Annotated in this window: 17 protein-coding genes; 12 read left to right on the plus strand and 5 right to left on the minus strand. The window is 41.8% G+C overall.

Going from position 1 to position 16,733, the window contains the following annotated elements; genetic code table 11:
- Positions 1 to 396 precede the first annotated feature (396 nt).
- The 11 genes from RJ01_RS07090 (at position 397) to alr (ending at position 10,738) form a co-directional block, all read left to right on the plus strand.
- Positions 397 to 1,203, plus strand: a complete 807-nt coding sequence (locus RJ01_RS07090; protein ID WP_034170531.1) for an RDD family protein — start codon at positions 397 to 399, stop codon at positions 1,201 to 1,203.
- 301 nt (positions 1,204 to 1,504) lie between these two features.
- Positions 1,505 to 2,581 (plus strand): ubiquinol oxidase subunit II, encoded by a 1,077-nt coding sequence (gene cyoA / locus RJ01_RS07095; RefSeq protein WP_005236020.1) that lies wholly within the window; start codon positions 1,505 to 1,507, stop codon positions 2,579 to 2,581.
- Between the two features lie 3 nt (positions 2,582 to 2,584).
- Positions 2,585 to 4,573, plus strand: a complete 1,989-nt coding sequence (gene cyoB / locus RJ01_RS07100) for a cytochrome o ubiquinol oxidase subunit I (protein WP_034170532.1) — start codon at positions 2,585 to 2,587, stop codon at positions 4,571 to 4,573.
- Positions 4,574 to 4,577: 4 nt separating this feature from the next.
- Entirely contained in the window at positions 4,578 to 5,198 is a 621-nt protein-coding gene (gene cyoC / locus RJ01_RS07105; RefSeq protein WP_004783873.1) for a cytochrome o ubiquinol oxidase subunit III, read from the plus strand.
- The gene (locus RJ01_RS07110) at positions 5,195 to 5,524 is read left to right on the plus strand and encodes a cytochrome o ubiquinol oxidase subunit IV (RefSeq protein WP_171064814.1); all 330 of its coding nucleotides are present in this window, start codon (positions 5,195 to 5,197) and stop codon (positions 5,522 to 5,524) included. The genes cyoC and RJ01_RS07110 overlap by 4 nt, the downstream gene beginning before the upstream one ends.
- Before the next feature lie 10 nt (positions 5,525 to 5,534).
- Positions 5,535 to 6,413: a heme o synthase gene (gene cyoE, locus RJ01_RS07115; protein ID WP_005236026.1), complete on the plus strand. Its 879-nt coding sequence runs from the start codon at positions 5,535 to 5,537 to the stop codon at positions 6,411 to 6,413.
- A 284-nt stretch (positions 6,414 to 6,697) separates the two neighbouring features.
- The gene (gene rpsF, locus RJ01_RS07120) at positions 6,698 to 7,084 is read left to right on the plus strand and encodes a 30S ribosomal protein S6 (protein ID WP_004696436.1); all 387 of its coding nucleotides are present in this window, start codon (positions 6,698 to 6,700) and stop codon (positions 7,082 to 7,084) included.
- Positions 7,085 to 7,096: 12 nt separating this feature from the next.
- Positions 7,097 to 7,324 carry a 30S ribosomal protein S18 gene (rpsR, locus tag RJ01_RS07125; RefSeq protein ID WP_004278792.1) on the plus strand — a complete coding sequence of 76 codons (228 nt, stop codon included), beginning with the start codon at positions 7,097 to 7,099 and terminating at the stop codon, positions 7,322 to 7,324.
- A 9-nt stretch (positions 7,325 to 7,333) separates the two neighbouring features.
- Entirely contained in the window at positions 7,334 to 7,780 is a 447-nt protein-coding gene (rplI, locus tag RJ01_RS07130) for a 50S ribosomal protein L9 (RefSeq protein WP_004783880.1), read from the plus strand.
- 216 nt (positions 7,781 to 7,996) lie between these two features.
- On the plus strand, positions 7,997 to 9,436 hold the full coding sequence (gene dnaB, locus RJ01_RS07135) for a replicative DNA helicase (RefSeq protein WP_034170533.1): 1,440 nt from the start codon (positions 7,997 to 7,999) through the stop codon (positions 9,434 to 9,436).
- Positions 9,437 to 9,667: 231 nt separating this feature from the next.
- Positions 9,668 to 10,738: an alanine racemase gene (gene alr, locus RJ01_RS07140; RefSeq protein WP_034170534.1), complete on the plus strand. Its 1,071-nt coding sequence runs from the start codon at positions 9,668 to 9,670 to the stop codon at positions 10,736 to 10,738.
- A gap of 62 nt (positions 10,739 to 10,800) precedes the next feature.
- On the opposite strand, the gene RJ01_RS07145 is transcribed toward alr, so the two are convergent.
- The 5 genes from RJ01_RS07145 to RJ01_RS07165 form a co-directional block, all read right to left on the minus strand.
- The gene (locus RJ01_RS07145; RefSeq protein ID WP_034170535.1) at positions 10,801 to 11,232 is read right to left on the minus strand and encodes a BLUF domain-containing protein; all 432 of its coding nucleotides are present in this window, start codon (positions 11,230 to 11,232) and stop codon (positions 10,801 to 10,803) included.
- Between the two features lie 114 nt (positions 11,233 to 11,346).
- Positions 11,347 to 12,081, minus strand: a complete 735-nt coding sequence (locus tag RJ01_RS07150) for a proteasome-type protease (protein WP_005236031.1) — start codon at positions 12,079 to 12,081, stop codon at positions 11,347 to 11,349.
- A 20-nt stretch (positions 12,082 to 12,101) separates the two neighbouring features.
- Entirely contained in the window at positions 12,102 to 12,881 is a 780-nt protein-coding gene (locus RJ01_RS07155) for a transglutaminase family protein (protein ID WP_034170536.1), read from the minus strand.
- Positions 12,878 to 13,480, minus strand: a complete 603-nt coding sequence (locus RJ01_RS07160; protein WP_034170537.1) for an alpha-E domain-containing protein — start codon at positions 13,478 to 13,480, stop codon at positions 12,878 to 12,880. The genes RJ01_RS07155 and RJ01_RS07160 overlap by 4 nt, the downstream gene beginning before the upstream one ends.
- A gap of 22 nt (positions 13,481 to 13,502) precedes the next feature.
- Positions 13,503 to 15,062 carry a circularly permuted type 2 ATP-grasp protein gene (locus RJ01_RS07165; protein WP_034170538.1) on the minus strand — a complete coding sequence of 520 codons (1,560 nt, stop codon included), beginning with the start codon at positions 15,060 to 15,062 and terminating at the stop codon, positions 13,503 to 13,505.
- A gap of 241 nt (positions 15,063 to 15,303) precedes the next feature.
- Here RJ01_RS07165 and RJ01_RS07170 point away from each other — a divergent pair, with 241 nt between their 5' ends.
- Positions 15,304 to 16,326 carry a YafY family protein gene (locus tag RJ01_RS07170; protein ID WP_005236034.1) on the plus strand — a complete coding sequence of 341 codons (1,023 nt, stop codon included), beginning with the start codon at positions 15,304 to 15,306 and terminating at the stop codon, positions 16,324 to 16,326.
- The last annotated feature ends 407 nt before the right edge of the window (positions 16,327 to 16,733 follow it).

Genomic DNA, 16,733 nt, shown 5'->3' on the forward strand with positions numbered 1-16,733 from the left:
AACGTTTATCACTGATTAAATTTTGACTAACACAAGAGGTCTATTATCTTAATTATATTTATAGTTAAGTGATTAATCATATGTTTTTTGATTTAGCTGAAATCAAATTATTTATATAAGCATAAGATTCTTAGTGTAATGACAAACAAATACCAACAAACAGCATGATAAAAAATTGCATAATTAAATTTAAGTGAATTTTCACATCTTGATAGCAAAATCATCAATCCTTGCTACACTGTCTCAATTATGGAGGAATTTGGTGATGAACATTCTTGAAAATCCTAAACTTATCCATATATTACACTTATATTCTTTTATTTGTTTTCAGCCTGAAAATACTTAAACTCCTAGTTCAATTTTTGTCTAAATTTATATTTTTGAGATTCAGTTTATATGCAGATTTACTTGGCACGAAATAATCAACAAGCTGGCCCATATACGCTCGAGCAATTAAATCAGATGCTTACCAACCAACAAGTACTTCTGACTGATTTGGCTTGGCATCAAGGTATGACCGAATGGAAAGCTTTAGGTGAACTCACCCAAGGGAAACTGATCTATCAGCCTGAAGGCTATGTAGCACCAGAAATGCCAGCGACACCTGCCTATCAGGCTCCACAGAACGCAAATGAGTCAAGTACAGACTATCTTCGTGCCCGTAGCTCTCAAAATGTTGCAGCAAAAAAAGAACTGGCGAGTATTCCAAGCCGTATTTTAGCCAAGATTGTGGATCTGCTTTTATGGCTGCCTGCGACGTTTATTTTGACCGCATTTTTTACTCCTGAACAGGAAACCCAATTCGCACAACTGAACCAGGAATTTATGAATGTGATGTTAAGTAGTGATGCTGACCCTGCTTTGGCACAGCAGCTACAGACTCAGATGTTTGACATGTTTTCACAGCAGGCATGGATTGCGACTGTAATTTACCTGGTGATCATGCTCGCTATTCAAGCTTTTCTGATTGCCAAATCGGGTCAAAGTATCGGTAAAAAACTGACTAAAATTAAGATCGTAGATGCTGAGACTGGTGAAAAAACCAGCTTGATGCGTGCCTTCACTATTCGCAGTGTGTTCTTTATTCTCCTGAATATTATCTTCATGCCACTCAGCACAATCATTGACTGGGCGTTCGGTTTAGGGCAAAAACGTCAAACCGTGCACGATAAACTGGCAAAAACCCAAGTCGTTAAACAATAATTAGTCCTGCCATAAAATGGGATGTTTTGGCATCCCATTTTCCTACATAACTTTGAAATTACAATAAAATTCCTATAAATATTCTTGAAATCCGACCGACAAAATCGGTTTTTATTACAGTCATTTAAAGCACCTTTATATATAGCTTAGTTTGGCAATATCAGGCATAATGCCCTACAACGTAGCGGTGTATTATGATTAGAAGGGTGTTTTGTAAAAAAACGGCCTCTTTTATCATGCGACACTTTAATCGCTATCCCATATTAAATTAGGGAATGGGACTCTTCACCGAGGTTGTAAAATGAGACAAACGATTTTAGCTGTATTGTCTTTATCAACGATGGCTGCACTTTTAACAGGGTGTGGTGGTGATCTAGTACTTCTGAACTCTAAGGGTCCAGTTGCTGAAGGCCAAAGTAGCCTGATGATGACTGCGATTTACTTAATGCTGTTGGTGGTAATTCCATCAATTATCATGGCATTATGGTTCGGTTGGAAATATCGCGCATCGAATAAAGACGCAGACTATAAACCTACATGGGCACACTCTACTGCGATTGAAATTGTAGTTTGGGGTATCCCTGTCATTATTATTGGTATTTTAGCTTGGTTAACTTGGTGGGGTTCCCACAAGTACGACCCATACCGCCCACTTGAGGCAGATAAAGCACCATTAACAGTTCAGGTTATTGCTGAACAGTTCAAATGGATCTTCATCTACCCAGAACAAAATATTGCGACTGTAAACGAAATTCGCTTCCCAGAGAAAACTCCGGTAAGTCTTCGTTTGACTTCTAACTTCACGATGAACTCATTCTTCATCCCTGCGTTAAGTGGTCAGATCTATGCAATGGCGGGTATGCAAACTCACCTGAACTTAATGGCAGACGAAACTAGCCCAGCTGAAGGCTACCGCGGTTTCTCTTCTAACTATTCAGGCTATGGCTTCTCACAAATGCGCTTCCGTGCACATGCTGTGACTGATGCTCAGTTTGCTGAATGGGTAGCTGCAGTTAAAGCTGGTAACGGTACTTCAGTAAATCCAGAAGCAGTTCAAAAAACTGTTTTAGACCAAGCTGAATTTGCAAGCTTGCGTGACGGTAACCGTGGTAAACACCAAATCGAAGCGATTATTGCAAAAGCTACGACTCCTGAAGAGAAGGCTGCTGCTGAAGCAATGAAGCCTTACCCAACTAAGCCACATCCAGTGACTTACTACTCTTCTGTTGAGCAAGGTTTGTTTGAATCTGTGATCAATAACTACATGAGTAACTATCACGGTGCTGATCACTCAGCGTCTTCTGTTGCTCACCAGGAAGCAGCTGCTTCTGAAGCACATGTAGATGTTGAACATGCGACTGCTTCTCAAGGAGAATAATTCATGAGCTTCTTAGGTAAGTTAGGTCCAGATGCAATTCCGTACGATCCAATCGTACTGGTAACTGTTGCAATGATGATCTTAGGTGGTATCGCAGTTGTTGCGGGTATTACCTACTTCAAAAAATGGGGCTACCTGTGGAACGAATGGTTCACATCTGTAGACCATAAAAAAATTGGTATCATGTATATCTTTGTATCAGTGGTCATGCTGGTACGTGGTTTCGCCGATGCGATCATGATGCGTCTTCAGCAGTTCCTTGCAAAAGGTGGCGGCGAAGGCTACTTGCACCCAGAACACTATGACCAGATCTTCACCGCACACGGTGTGATCATGATCTTCTTCGTGGCAATGGGTCTTGTTGTTGGTTTAATGAACATCTCTGTACCGCTTCAAATCGGTGCACGTGACGTTGCATTCCCATTATTGAACTCTTTAAGCTTCTGGCTGTTCGCTGGTGCTGCGGGTCTGATGATGGCTTCACTTGCGATTGGTGAATTCGCTGCGACTGGTTGGATGGCTTATCCTCCACTATCAGGCATTGAATACTCTCCTGGCGTCGGTGTGGATTACTACATCTGGGCACTGCAGATTTCAGGTCTGGGTACGCTATTAACGGGTGTTAACTTCTTCGTTACCATCATCAAAATGCGTGCGCCTGGCATGAAACTGATGGAAATGCCAATCTTTACCTGGACATCTTTATGTACAGCAGTATTGATTATCGCAGCATTCCCAGTGTTGACTGCTACTATTGCAATGCTGTCTCTTGACCGTTACTTCGGCTTCCACTTCTTCACAAACGAGCTAGGCGGTAGCCCAATGCTTTATGTGAACTTGATTTGGACTTGGGGTCACCCAGAAGTATACATTCTGGTATTGCCAGCATTTGGTATTTACTCTGAAGTTGTATCGACTTTCGCTCGTAAAGCATTGTTCGGTTACAAATCAATGGTATATGCAACAGTTGCAATTACAGTATTGTCATTCGTTGTATGGGTTCACCACTTCTTTACCATGGGTGCAGGTGCCAACGTTAACGCGTTCTTCGGTATCATGACCATGATTATTGCGATTCCTACTGGTGTGAAAATCTTCTCTTGGTTGTTCACCATGTATAAGGGTCGTATCGTTTACACTACCCCAATGCTATGGACACTTGGCTTCCTTGTGACTTTCGGTATCGGTGGTTTAACAGGTGTATTGATGGCAGTTCCACCAGCGGACTTCCTGGTACACAACTCTTTATTCCTGATCGCTCACTTCCATAACGTAATTATTGGTGGTGTAGTATTCGCGATGTTCGCGGGTATCATCTTCTACTGGCCGAAAATGTTCGGTTGGAGACTGAATGAGACTTGGGGTAAAGCAGCATTCTGGTTCTGGTTCTTTGGTTTCTACTTTGCATTCATGCCACTTTATATCCTTGGTTTCATGGGTATGACTCGTCGTCTGAATACATTTGATAACCCAGACTGGGATCCGTATGTAAACATCGCAATGTTCGGTGCTGTTCTAGTTGCACTTGGTATTGTATGTTTCATCATGCAAATCATTGTTGGTTTCCTACAACGCGATCAACGTCTAGATTTGACTGGCGATCCATGGGATGGTCGTACGCTTGAATGGGCTACATCTTCTCCTGCTCCGTTCTATAACTTTGCTCATCTTCCAAAGATCAATGGTATTGATACTTTCTGGATCGAGAAAGAAAACGGTGTTGCTTATGCAAAACCTACGAAGTACGAAGATATCCATATGCCGACTAACCGTGCTGCTGGTTTCATTATCGCAATGTTCATCACTGTTATGGGCTTCGCGTTAATCTGGCACATCTGGTGGTTAGTAGCGGTTACTTTCGTAGCAGCTATCATCAGCTTCATCGTGTCTTCTTTCACCAAGAAAGTGGATTACTATGTTCCTGCTGCTGAAGTTGAGCGTATTGAAGGTGAACGTTATGCGATCCTTGAAAAACACTTGAAGAAGGACTAAGACCATGGCTGAAGTACTTCATCACGATAACCACGGACACGATGAGCATCATCATCACGATGATACCGACATCACTGTCTTTGGTTTCTGGACTTACTTGATGAGTGACCTTATCCTTTTCGGTACACTCTTCATTGCATTCGCTGTTTTAAGTAGCCACGTTCCATTAGGCACTCCAAGCGCGCGTGATCTGTTTGGTGATTCATTAGGTTTCGTTTTAACTGAAACGTTTGCCCTTTTGATCTCTTCCGTAACTTTTGGTTTTGCCGTTCTAGCTGCCTACAAGAAAAACGTTGGTCAGGTTCTTACCTGGTTAGCGATCACTTGGTTATTTGGTGCTGCCTTCATCGGTATGGAACTTTATGAGTTCAATCATTTAGTTCATGCTGGTCATGGCCCTAGCACTTCTGCGTTCCTGTCTTCGTTCTTTACGTTGGTAGGTACGCACGGTATCCACGTAACTTCAGGTTTGGTATGGATGATCGTGTTAATGATTCAAATCAAGAAATATGGTTTGACTCTACCTAACACTCGTCGTCTTGCGTGCCTAAGCTTGTTCTGGCACTTCCTTGACATCGTATGGATCTGTGTATTCAGCGTAGTTTACTTGATGGGAGTTCTATAATGAGTCATGATCATAACGCTGCTGGCGAATCACACGGTAACATGAAGCAATATACTGTTGGCTTCATCCTGTCTGTTGTCCTTACTGTAATTCCATTCGGTATGGTCATGGCAGGTGGTTTTAGCCGCGGTATCTTGATTACTGCTATTGCAATTACTGCAGTCGCTCAGATTCTTGTGCAATTAATTTACTTCTTGCACATGAACTCTTCTTCAGAGCAACGCTGGAACGTAATTGCATTTGTGTATACCATCTTAACCATCGCTATTCTTTTAGTGGGTTCTGTATGGATCATGAACTACCTGCACTACAACATGATGATCTAAACTGGTTGTCATGCTGAAAAAGTATTTATTCCTGACTAAGCCAGGAATTCTCTTCGGTAACTTTGTTACCACTTTGGGTGGCTACTTCGTAGCCACCCAAGGTTCTGTAGATTTCCTTCTTCTGCTTCTTACTCTTATTGGTACTACTCTCGTAGTGGCATCAGGATGCGTGGTCAATAATGTTATTGATCAGGACATCGACCAAAAAATGCAGCGCACGCAAAATCGCGCACTTGTCAAAAAAACCATTTCTGTCCCTGTTGCTCTTGCCTTTGCTTTTGTACTGGGTGTGATCGGTTTTGGCATTTTATGGTTCTGGGTAAATGCATACGCTTTCCTATTCGCAGTTATTGGTTTTGTCGTATACGTTGGTTTTTACAGCTTATGGACAAAACGAACAACTATTCACCAAACACTGGTAGGCAGTATTTCTGGCGCAGCACCGCCTGTGATCGGTTATACCGCAGTTGCAAGCCAGTTTGACCTGGGTGCCCTTTTAATTTTTTTAGGGTATGCACTCTGGCAAATGCCTCATTCATGGGGAATTGCAGTTTACCGTTTTGAAGATTACAAAAATGCAGGCATTCCAATTCTGCCTGTCGCTCGTTCAATTCGACGTACCAAGATCGAATCTTTGATCTACGTGATATTGTTCGGAATCACCATGAATGCTCTATTTGTTTATGGTTATGCAAACTGGATTTATCTGGTGGTATTGAATCTGATGACGCTTTACTGGATCTATCTCAGTATTCAGGGCTTTAAAGCTGAAGATGATCAGGCATGGGCAAAACAGTATTTCATGTTCTCGGTCAAACTGATTACCGTGATCAGTATTATTTTCAGTTTTACTTCTACTGCCCCGCAGAATCCAATCATATTCTTTTAAGAAGATAGAGTTTTACTCTATCTTTTTTTATTTCTTCACTAAATACATAATCCCCTCCGAGCTTACTTAAAGTAACTTTGTTTCCTTTAGATACTTAACTCTTGTAAATTTTTTATTTGTTTCCATACCTGCTCAAACATTCATCATCTGGCAAGATTTGCTTGTATTTCAGCCCCAAAACCACTAAACTTCACGCTTCGCATATTATGCGACACAACCAAGGTTGTGACTCCTTGCTTCAATTTCACTTAAATTGGGGCTGTTTAAACCGTAAGGAGCTGACAATGCGTCACTACGAAATCGTACTATTGGTACATCCAGACCAAAGCGATCAAGTTGTGGGTATGGTAGAACGTTACCTAACTCACATCAAAGAAGCTGAAGGTCAAATCCACCGTCTTGAAGACTGGGGCCGTCGTCAATTGGCTTACCCAATCAACAAGATCCACAAAGCTCACTACATTCTTATGAATGTTGAGTGTGGTCAAACTACTCTTGATGAGCTAGAAGAATTGTTCCGTTATAACGATGCAATCATTCGTAGCCTTATCATCCGTCGTGAAAACGCTATCACTGAAGAGTCACTATTGGCTAAGAGTGCTGAAGAAAAACGTGCGCGTAAAGCTCAACGTGAAGAAGCACAACAAGCTCAAGACTCTGCTGAAGCATAAGGAGAACCTAACATGGCACGTTTTTACCGTCGTCGCAAGTTCTGCCGCTTTACAGCTGAGAACGTTACGTACATCGACTACAAAGATATCGACACTTTAAAACAGTACATCACTGAAAACGGCAAGATTGTTCCTAGTCGTATTACAGGTACTAAAGCTCGTTACCAACGTCAGCTAGCACTTGCTATCAAACAAGCTCGCTACTTGTCTTTGATCCCTTACACTGACAATCATAAGTGAGGTTGAGCTGTGGATATTATTTTATTACAACGCATTAAAAACCTTGGTAAACTTGGTGATAAAGTTTCAGTTAAAGCTGGTTACGGCCGTAACTACTTGATCCCTCAAGGTAAAGCAGTTGCAGCTACTGAAGCTAACACTGCTGCTTTTGAAGCTCGTCGTGCTGAACTTGAGAAACAAGAAGCTGAAGTATTAGCTGCTGCTCAAGCACGTGCTGACCAATTGAACGAAGTTAACATCGTAATCACTGCGAAAGCTGGTGATGAAGGTAAACTGTTCGGTTCAATCGGTACTCGTGACATCGCTGACGCGTTGACAAATGCTGGTCTTACAGTTGACCGTGCTGAAGTTCGTCTTCCAAATGGCGCGCTTCGCAACACTGGTGAATTCAACATCGCAATCCAATTGCACCATGATGTTGCTGCAGAAGTTCTGGTTACTATCGTAGCTGAGTAATTTCTCACCGAAAAAAGGGCATGCTTCGGCATGCTCTTTTTTTATCTCTAAAAAATATAATCTGCTCAACAGTAAAAAATTCAATTTATTCTTCGCGTTCACAAAAAATTGCACTTCGCATTTTGGATCAGACCGCGTATCATTTCATCTCGTAGTGAATAAACCTTATTCATCTCCGACAATATTTAACCATTGTATTTAAAATCAGGGATTTATATGTCACAGGCGAATGCCAGCAAAAAGGCACCTACCGCTAAACCAGAAATTGTTGCTGATACCCAACTTAAGGAGTTCCGTACTCCCCCGCACAATTTAGCGATTGAACAGGCTGTACTTGCTGCCCTTATGACTGTGGCTGAATCTTTTGAACAAGTCGGTGATGTGCTGACTGAAAATGATTTTTATGCGACCCGGCATAAATATATCTTCCGTGGCATTGAACAGCTTTCTAAGGAAAATTCGCCTTATGATGCAGTACTGGTTCATGACTGGCTAATCAAGCAGAACTTACTGGATGCTGTCGGTGGTGAAGAATATTTAATGCAGCTAATGGCTGACTCGCCTTCAAGTTTCTATAACCTGGAAACCTATGCGGGTAAAATTAAAGAATTCTCTACTTTACGTAGCATGATCAAGGTCAGCTCTGAAATTTTACAGAATGCCTATGACACTAAAGGTCGCCCGGTCAGTGAAATTCTGGATTTGGCTGAAACTAATATTTTTTCGATTGCCGAACAACATAATAACAATGCCAAGGCTCAAGGCCCGAAAGCAATTAATACCGTGGTAGCTGACGTATTCGACAAGTTAAATGAACTGTCTCAATTAGAAGGTTCAATTACCGGTCTGACCACCGGTTTCGTGGAACTGGACAATAAAACTTCCGGTATGCAGGCCGGTGATTTGATTATTGTCGCAGCCCGTCCTTCTATGGGTAAAACCACCTTTGCCATGAATTTGGTCGAAAGTGTGCTGTTTAACAACAACCTCCCTGCGCTGGTCTATTCGATGGAAATGCCAGCGGATTCGATTGCGATGCGTTTGATTTCATCTTTCGGCCGGGTGCATCAAGGGCATTTACGTGCCGGTAAAATGGACAGTGATGAATGGTCTAAGGTAACCAGTACCATTGTACATTTACAGGAAAAGCATCTTTATATCGATGACTCCTCTGCACTACCACCGACTGAGGTTCGTGCGCGTGCGCGTCGTATTGCTAAAATGCATGGTGGTAAACTCGGTTGTATCATGGTCGATTATCTTCAGTTGATGAAAGTGCCGGGTATGGGTGATAACCGTGTAGGCGAGATCTCGGAGATTTCTCGCAGCTTAAAAGCCTTGGCTAAAGAAATGCAATGTCCTGTGATCGCCTTATCACAGTTGAACCGTTCTCTGGAGAACCGTCCAAATAAACGCCCGGTAATGTCTGACCTTCGTGAATCTGGTGCGATCGAGCAGGATGCCGATTTGATCATGTTTATTTACCGTGACGAGGTTTATAACAAGGAATCCAAAGAAGCTGGTACTGCCGAGATTATTATTGGAAAACAGCGTAATGGTCCAATTGGTACAGTTCGTCTGGCATTTGAGGGTCAATATACCCGTTTCAGTAACCTCTCTCCTGAGTTCTATGCCCAGTATGATGATGAAGAGTAAGCACTCAAGGTTAATCTGATTCCAAAAAAGAGGCCGAAATGGTCTCTTTTTTATTTAGAATGCTTGCTTTGCATGAAATTATATAAATGAGCATGTCCATTTATGGTAGATAGGTCTACAATATTCGCAATTCTGAAATGACCGCTTTTGTTTTCACAATCCTGTTATTTCTCTCCCTCTTTTGTGTGTTCCACACGATATTATTTTTGTCATCCCGCAGGAGTATCTAGGGTGCGCCAAGCTACAGTTTATATTGACAGTGAAGCACTGCAATATAATTTAAACCGTGTCAAACAACTTGCCCCAACCGCTAAAATCGTCAGCATGGTCAAAGCCAATGCTTACGGACATGGAGTTAAAGACTGCTTAGCAGCCTTAAAAGATAGTGATGCCTTTGGTGTCGCTTGTCTGGAAGAAGCGCTGGAAATTCGTGAACTCGGCTATCAGCAACCCATTACCCTGATCGAAGGCATTTTCTCTGCAGATGAAATGCAGGTTGTGATCGATCAGAATATTGAAGTCATTGTGCATCATCAGCCACAACTGGATTGGTTACTGGCAAATAAAGAAGCCTATATTGCGAAAGGCTTAAAAGTTTGGGTAAAACTCAACAGCGGTATGAACCGTCTTGGTTTTAAAATTGATGTGATTAAAGATGTGATCAATCAACTAAAAGCAGAAGGTTTTACCTGCGTGCTGGCGATGCACTTTGCCAATGCGGATGCGGAACATCCACTCAATGAACAGCAAATCCAGCAGTTCCTTGAAGTGAAAAATGACTGCGCACCTTTAATAGGTTCTTGCTGTAACTCAGCTGCAATCTATAAATATCCAGAATTGCATTTTGACTTTGTCCGTCCAGGCATCATGCTCTACGGCGCGACTCCATTTGCAGACAAAACTGTACATGATTTAGATCTAAAACCAGTCATGACTTTTACTGCCGAAGTGATTGCACTGAACAATATCAAAGCGGGTGAACATGTCGGCTATGGTTCTACTTTCACTGCTGATCAAGATATGGCTTTAGCCATTGTTTCTATCGGTTATGGTGACGGTTATCCACGTGCTTTCCTGAAACAGAACTATGTAGCGATTAATGGTCAGCAAACCCGTGTGATTGGCCGTGTGGCAATGGACATGATTGCCATTGATGCAACTGGTCTCAATCTGGAATTAGGTACTGAAGTCGAACTATGGGGCAAATCCCGTCTGGTTGATGATGTAGCTGAAGCCAATGGTACGATTGGTTATGAATTACTTTGCCGCATGTCTGCCCGCCCGGTACGCAAACTGGTTTAAAGAAAAACTAGCCAAAAATAAAAAAGCCCAATATAAATTGGGCTTTTTTATACGGTCAGTATTTAAGCTAATTTTTGCTCTTCATTTTCGATTAATGACAGTTCAAGTAATAAAGCATCTACTTGTTCCTGGTTAAAATCATTAGGCGTAAAAACTTCAAGCCCCATCTCTTGGCAGAATTGTTGAATGGAACTACGTTTAGAAATGTATTTCATCGACCAGTCGACAAAAGTACGCTGCTCAATCTCTTTAGTTTCAAATAGTTTAATATTTTTATGGCGTGAATCTTTAGATAGTCTCTCTGTCAGTAAAGCTTTTAAAACCAGACATTCACCTTCCAAGCACTGGAAAAAATGTCCATCAGCAAAATAAAGCACCCCTGTTATTTGATTAGGATGATTAAAATCACGTGCTTCTTTAAGGATATCCGTTAAATCTTGAAGTAAGTCGGCTTTGGACGAGGTACTTTCACTAGCATAACAAAATTGGTACATGCGGCTAACCTCTATTCTTATCTATGCAATATCGTATAGAAGTTAGCACTGTACACTAAGCAGTCAATTTTTACTAATTTTTATAAGAAATACTTATTTTTATTTCTATAAATCTTATAAGAAATAGTCATTCGATGGTGTGGGTAATTCCGCCAGGCCTTTCTTTAAAGTTTCTGACCATTGCCGGCTAATATCCGTAAAATACTCATCGTCTTCAGCAATACGTTTCCCTTTCGGCATCATTAAACTGTCTTTTTTATAGACGAGTACATCCAGCGGCATACCGACAGATACATTTGAACGTAAGGTAGAAGCAAAAGAAATTAGAGAACAGCGTAATGCCTCATCGAGTGGCATATCATAGGTCAGAGCACGATCCAGAATCGGCTTACCATATTTGCTTTCACCAATCTGGAAATATGGCGTATCCCGTGTCGCGCAAATAAAATTGCCTTGCGGATAAATATGATAGAGCTGCATTTCCTGATTTTTAATCTGGCCGCCGACCAGGAAATTACAATAGTAAGTACTTTGTTCTAAACTATCATCAGTCACATTGGCAATTACTTTTTTGAGCGTATTGCCCACCAGTTCCGCAACATCAAACATGGTGGGTAAACTCAGGATATTCGGTTCCTGCCTGAGTTCCAGCTGATTTCTGATATGTCCGATCACTGCCTGTGTTGTTGCCAGATTTCCGGAGGCTTGGAGTACGATAACGCGCTCCCCATCTGCCCCAAAGGTATATAATTTTCGAAATACCGAAATGTGATCCACACCGGCATTGGTGCGTGTATCACTGATAAATAGCATACCTTGCTCTAAACGAAGGGCACAACAATACGTCATTTTTTGTCCTTATTAATGAATTAACATCCTAGTACCTGGACGATGGAATACATGGATTCCACACCGCCTTCTTCTCTTACACCACGTACTGGCGCAACATCCCAATAGTCGCGTCCCACCGCAACATAGACATGCGCACTTGGCGTAAATAACAGATTACTCACATCAAAACAGTACCATGCCTGTTCAACAAATACCTCAGTCCAAGCGTGACTTGCCAGATGTGAGGCATTCTGTGCATAAAGATAACCTGATATATAACGTGATGGTAACCCTAAATGTTTACACATGGCGATAAAAATATGACTGTGATCCTGACAGACGCCCTGACGTGCTTCAAAAGCATCAATCGCAGAACCCTGTACCGTAGTACTATTTGATATATAAGGAATATATTCGAGAACGGCTTGAGCCAAGCCGATTAAATGTTTACGAGTTAATGCTGCAACATGGCGCTCTGCAAAATCTTTCATCTCTGCATTACATTTTGTGGCTTCAGTCGGCTGTAAAAACAGATAGGGATTTAACGAATCATTCAAGCCATGCTCATGTGCAAGATTTAGCTCAACGATGCCTTGTGCCATGATCATCAGGCTATGATAGGATTCACGCTGTGTACTGGTCATCCAGAGATTCTGAAAGGCATCATGACGAATCACTTTCTGACCCGGTACACTGACATCCCAATAATGCACTTTCTGATGTTCATTGGTGGAAGGCATCATTTTGATGTACTGAATACTGTTCCTCACCTCGGCTGTGTATGTATATTGCGTCTGGTGATTCACCATCAATTTCATACATCAGCCTCGAACAAGCGATGAATATGATCACTAAACTGGTAAAACTGCTTCAGATCAGGTGCGGCACGTAACTGTTTCCAGTATTGCTTTACACTGCCCCAGCCAATCTCACAGAGCGTATCCACAATATAATCAATTTTGCATAAGGTACGGGTAGTATCCTCACCGAGACGTAATTGCTGATCTAGCTGTTCCAGACATTGGCCCAGACTGAAAAACAGAAATACATCTGATGATTCTGCTTCCAGAATTTCGGCACAATCTGTCACGACATCGCAGATATAACCGGCATTCTGATCGGCAGTTTTAATCAGTTTCAGTAGTTCGGAATAAGCTTTGCCTGACAATACACCGCGCAATTCCTGAATATTGTCTTTTGCCACCTGAAACTGCTGGGTAAATGAAGTCGGCTGGGTACTATCCAGAACCAGCTCATTTAATGAACTGGCATCAAACGCAGGCAAACAGAAAGCATGTGCATAAGCCACAGCGGCTTCATCATCTAAAAATGGAAAATGCGAACATAAAAACTGGGTACGAGATAAATAACGGCCTAACCAAAAAATATGTTGCGCATTGGTATTTAACAAAACCATGACGTTATCCTTCTTTGGAATGTTATGAATGTAAGTTGTCGACTACCCAGGTATCTTTGATCCCGCCACCTTGCGATGAGTTGACCACCAGTGAGCCTGCCTGCATGGCTACCCGGGTCAGACCACCTGGCACAATTTCAGTGCGGTAAGGTGAGCTCAAGACAAAAGGACGCAGATCAATATGTCGTTCAGCAATACCAAAATTGCTTAAAGTCGGACTGACCGACAAATCCAAAGTTGGCTGCGCAATATATAAATGCGGCGCAGCTAAAATCTTATCTCTGAAAATATCAATATGCTGTTGAGAGGCTTGTGGCCCAATCAGCATGCCGTAACCGCCAGAACCTTGTGCTTCCTTGACGACCAGCTGATCCAAATTTGCCAACACATAGTCCAGATCTTCCGGATTACGGCATTGGTAGGTTGGAACATTATTTAAAATCGGTTTTTCACCTAAATAAAAATGAATCATTTTATCGACATAAGGATAAATCGATTTATCATCTGCCACACCTGTACCCGGTGCATTTGCGATTACAACATTATGTTGTAAATATGCAGACATTAAGCCCGGGACACCCAAAGTACTATCTGGTTTAAAGCACAGTGGATCAAGATAGGCGTCGTCGACCCTTCTATAAATAACATCAACCTGTTGACGCCCACGTATCGTTTTTACATAAACCTTAGAGTTCTCAACAAAAAGATCACGTGATGTCACTAAAGGCACATCCATGTCCCTTGCAAGGCAAGCATGTTCATAGTAAGCACTATTGAAACGACCCGGAGTCAAAACCACAATGAATGGATTATCGGTATAGGCATTTTCCGCTAGAATTTCTCTTAAGAGTTTTGGATATTGCTCAATACCGGCAATATTGGATTGCTCAAACACTTTTGGCATTAACTTCTGGCTGATCTTGCGGCATTCCAGCATATAGGACACACCAGACGGCGTTCTCAGGTTATCTTCCAGTACATAAAATTCGCCTTTGGAATCCCGGATAACATCAATCCCGCTAATCTGGCTATAGATACTGCCTTTCAAATGATGCTGATACATATGCGGCTGATACGCTTCATGGGTCAGTACCTGAAGTTCAGGAACAATATTGGCTTTGAGAATATCCTGCTGATGATAAATATCATGCAGAAAAAGGTTTAAGGCACGAACACGCTGTGCTGAACCGAGTGCCACCATATTCCACTGTTTACGGGCAATCACCCGTGGGATTACATCAAACGGAATAGTCCGCTCAGTGCCTTGCTCATCGCCGTATACGGTAAACGTAATACCATCATAAAGAAAATGTTCTTTTGCTACTTCATTTAGCTGATTCAGTTCATCCAGTGTATGCTGTGACAGCCATTCTTCAAGTCGTTGACCTGCCTGACTGTTCATCACCTGATGATCACGCATTTCATTGAAAAATTTCGAAGAAATCTCTTGGTATAAAAAATGCGGACTATGTTTGATTGAAATATTGAGTGCTGTAGTATCTGTAAAATTTTTGCTTAAATCTGCTGCAGTATGATTTTCTACTGTTGTAATAGTATTTGTATCCTGGCTTTCTTTTAGCATACAAACCTCTTCATTGTAATCTACTATAATAAAATCAGAGCAATATCCATGCCATGACATCCGTTTCGAAGTCTGTATTAACCCAGTAAAGTGCCTATTCACTCAATATCATTTTTCGCCAAGGTGTTTACGGATTGTAGGACAATTGTTGCGCAGAATAACTTGCGAAAAAAATCCAGATTTCTTATTGTGGTAAGCTCATATTTAATTTTTTTCCACTGATTGCCAGTAAAAATACATTATGTCAGCACAAGAAAAAGAAACCTCCAATAGCCTTTACCGCCAATGGCAAATCTTGTCGCGTCTTTCTACCGGCAAATGGATGGGAACCCGTGAACTCCAGGAAATCTTGAATCGTGAAGGGATCGAGATCAGTTTGCGTACCATTCAGCGTGACCTGAACCAGATTGCCCAGCGTTTTCCGATTGAGAGCAGTAAAACCACGCCACAAGGCTGGCGCTGGCGTTCAGATGCGCCCATTCAAAGCTTGCCGCATATGACCAGTTCACAGGCGGTGACTTTTATGATGGTGGAAGAACATCTCAAACACCTACTGCCACCTAGTCTGATTGAAGAAATGAACCCCTGGTTTGATCTGGCTCGACGCAGCCTGTCATCACAAAATAATGTACGGCAATGGATTAACCGGGTCAGAATCGTGCCCGCCACTCAGCCACTTATTCCGCCTGTAGTCGATAAAACGGCCCAACAGGCGATTTACGAAGGCCTGTTACAGGACAAACAGCTGGAATGTGTTTATCAGGGTCGTGGTCATAATGGCGAAGAGAAAACCTATATTTTAAATCCGCTGGCATTGGTACAAAAAGGTTCAATTATCTATCTGGTCTGTACCCGTCATGATAAATCGGATATTCAAACCTTTGCCCTGCACCGTTTTAAATCAGCGGTGGTGCTGAATTCTCGTGCCCTGCATCCGGTAAATTTTGATATTGATGAATACATCGAATCTGGGGCTTTAGGATTCCGGGTCGATTTTAACCAGCCAACAGAAAATGTATTGCTTCAACTGAGCATGCCTGAATCTGATGCGCACTATTTTGAAGAAAGTCAGCTCAGCAAAGATCAAAACATTGAAAAAATTGAAAATGGCATGGCCCTGATTAGTGCGACTGTGCCTTTTACCTCGCAACTGGTCTGGTGGTTACGCAGTTTTGGTAATAAAATCAAAAACATCGAACCAAAAATAGTGGCAGATGCTGTTTACCAAGTGAATGAAACTGATTCAGTCTCTTCCAAAGAATAAAAAAGTCCCCATTTTGGGGACCTGATCAATTTATCATTTTATTTTTATTATTGCTCTGGTGATCTGTTACTGAGCCGGTCTACTTTCCTCTTGCCCCAGAAAACAGACCGGATGTGTCACATTAGAAATGAAAGAGCCTGATAACATGAGCAAGCCAGCTCTGCATTATTAAAACGGATCGATTTTTTTGTCATAATTTACACTCCTGCTGTGGGGATAAAAATCACTATAGAGCGCTTAAGCCTGTTTTTGAAATAAAAAGAATGCATGCCTTTTGCATAATTTTTCCATAGAAGATTATTTGGAAAATTTATTATCTAGAAGATAAGTATGGCAGCTATTAAAAGACTTTCAGCAAGTTTATAAAATTAAAAAACAATTCTATGCTTGTATAAGCCAGGCAGCTC

It is taken from the genome of Acinetobacter sp. YZS-X1-1, assembly GCF_000804305.1.
Lineage (GTDB): Bacteria > Pseudomonadota > Gammaproteobacteria > Pseudomonadales > Moraxellaceae > Acinetobacter > Acinetobacter variabilis.

Excerpts from the sequence above, each read along its gene's own strand:
- RJ01_RS07090 (WP_034170531.1), top strand. The coding sequence starts at position 397 with ATGCAGATTTACTTGGCACGAAATAATCAACAAGCTGGCCCATATACG.
- cyoA (WP_005236020.1), top strand. The coding sequence starts at position 1,505 with ATGAGACAAACGATTTTAGCTGTATTGTCTTTATCAACGATGGCTGCA.
- cyoB (WP_034170532.1), top strand. The coding sequence starts at position 2,585 with ATGAGCTTCTTAGGTAAGTTAGGTCCAGATGCAATTCCGTACGATCCA.
- cyoC (WP_004783873.1), top strand. The coding sequence starts at position 4,578 with ATGGCTGAAGTACTTCATCACGATAACCACGGACACGATGAGCATCAT.
- cyoE (WP_005236026.1), top strand. The coding sequence starts at position 5,535 with ATGCTGAAAAAGTATTTATTCCTGACTAAGCCAGGAATTCTCTTCGGT.
- rpsF (WP_004696436.1), top strand. The coding sequence starts at position 6,698 with ATGCGTCACTACGAAATCGTACTATTGGTACATCCAGACCAAAGCGAT.
- rpsR (WP_004278792.1), top strand. The coding sequence starts at position 7,097 with ATGGCACGTTTTTACCGTCGTCGCAAGTTCTGCCGCTTTACAGCTGAG.
- dnaB (WP_034170533.1), top strand. The coding sequence starts at position 7,997 with ATGTCACAGGCGAATGCCAGCAAAAAGGCACCTACCGCTAAACCAGAA.
- RJ01_RS07145 (WP_034170535.1), bottom strand. The coding sequence starts at position 11,232 with ATGTACCAATTTTGTTATGCTAGTGAAAGTACCTCGTCCAAAGCCGAC.
- RJ01_RS07150 (WP_005236031.1), bottom strand. The coding sequence starts at position 12,081 with ATGACGTATTGTTGTGCCCTTCGTTTAGAGCAAGGTATGCTATTTATC.
- RJ01_RS07155 (WP_034170536.1), bottom strand. The coding sequence starts at position 12,881 with ATGAAATTGATGGTGAATCACCAGACGCAATATACATACACAGCCGAG.
- RJ01_RS07160 (WP_034170537.1), bottom strand. The coding sequence starts at position 13,480 with ATGGTTTTGTTAAATACCAATGCGCAACATATTTTTTGGTTAGGCCGT.
- RJ01_RS07165 (WP_034170538.1), bottom strand. The coding sequence starts at position 15,062 with ATGCTAAAAGAAAGCCAGGATACAAATACTATTACAACAGTAGAAAAT.
- RJ01_RS07170 (WP_005236034.1), top strand. The coding sequence starts at position 15,304 with ATGTCAGCACAAGAAAAAGAAACCTCCAATAGCCTTTACCGCCAATGG.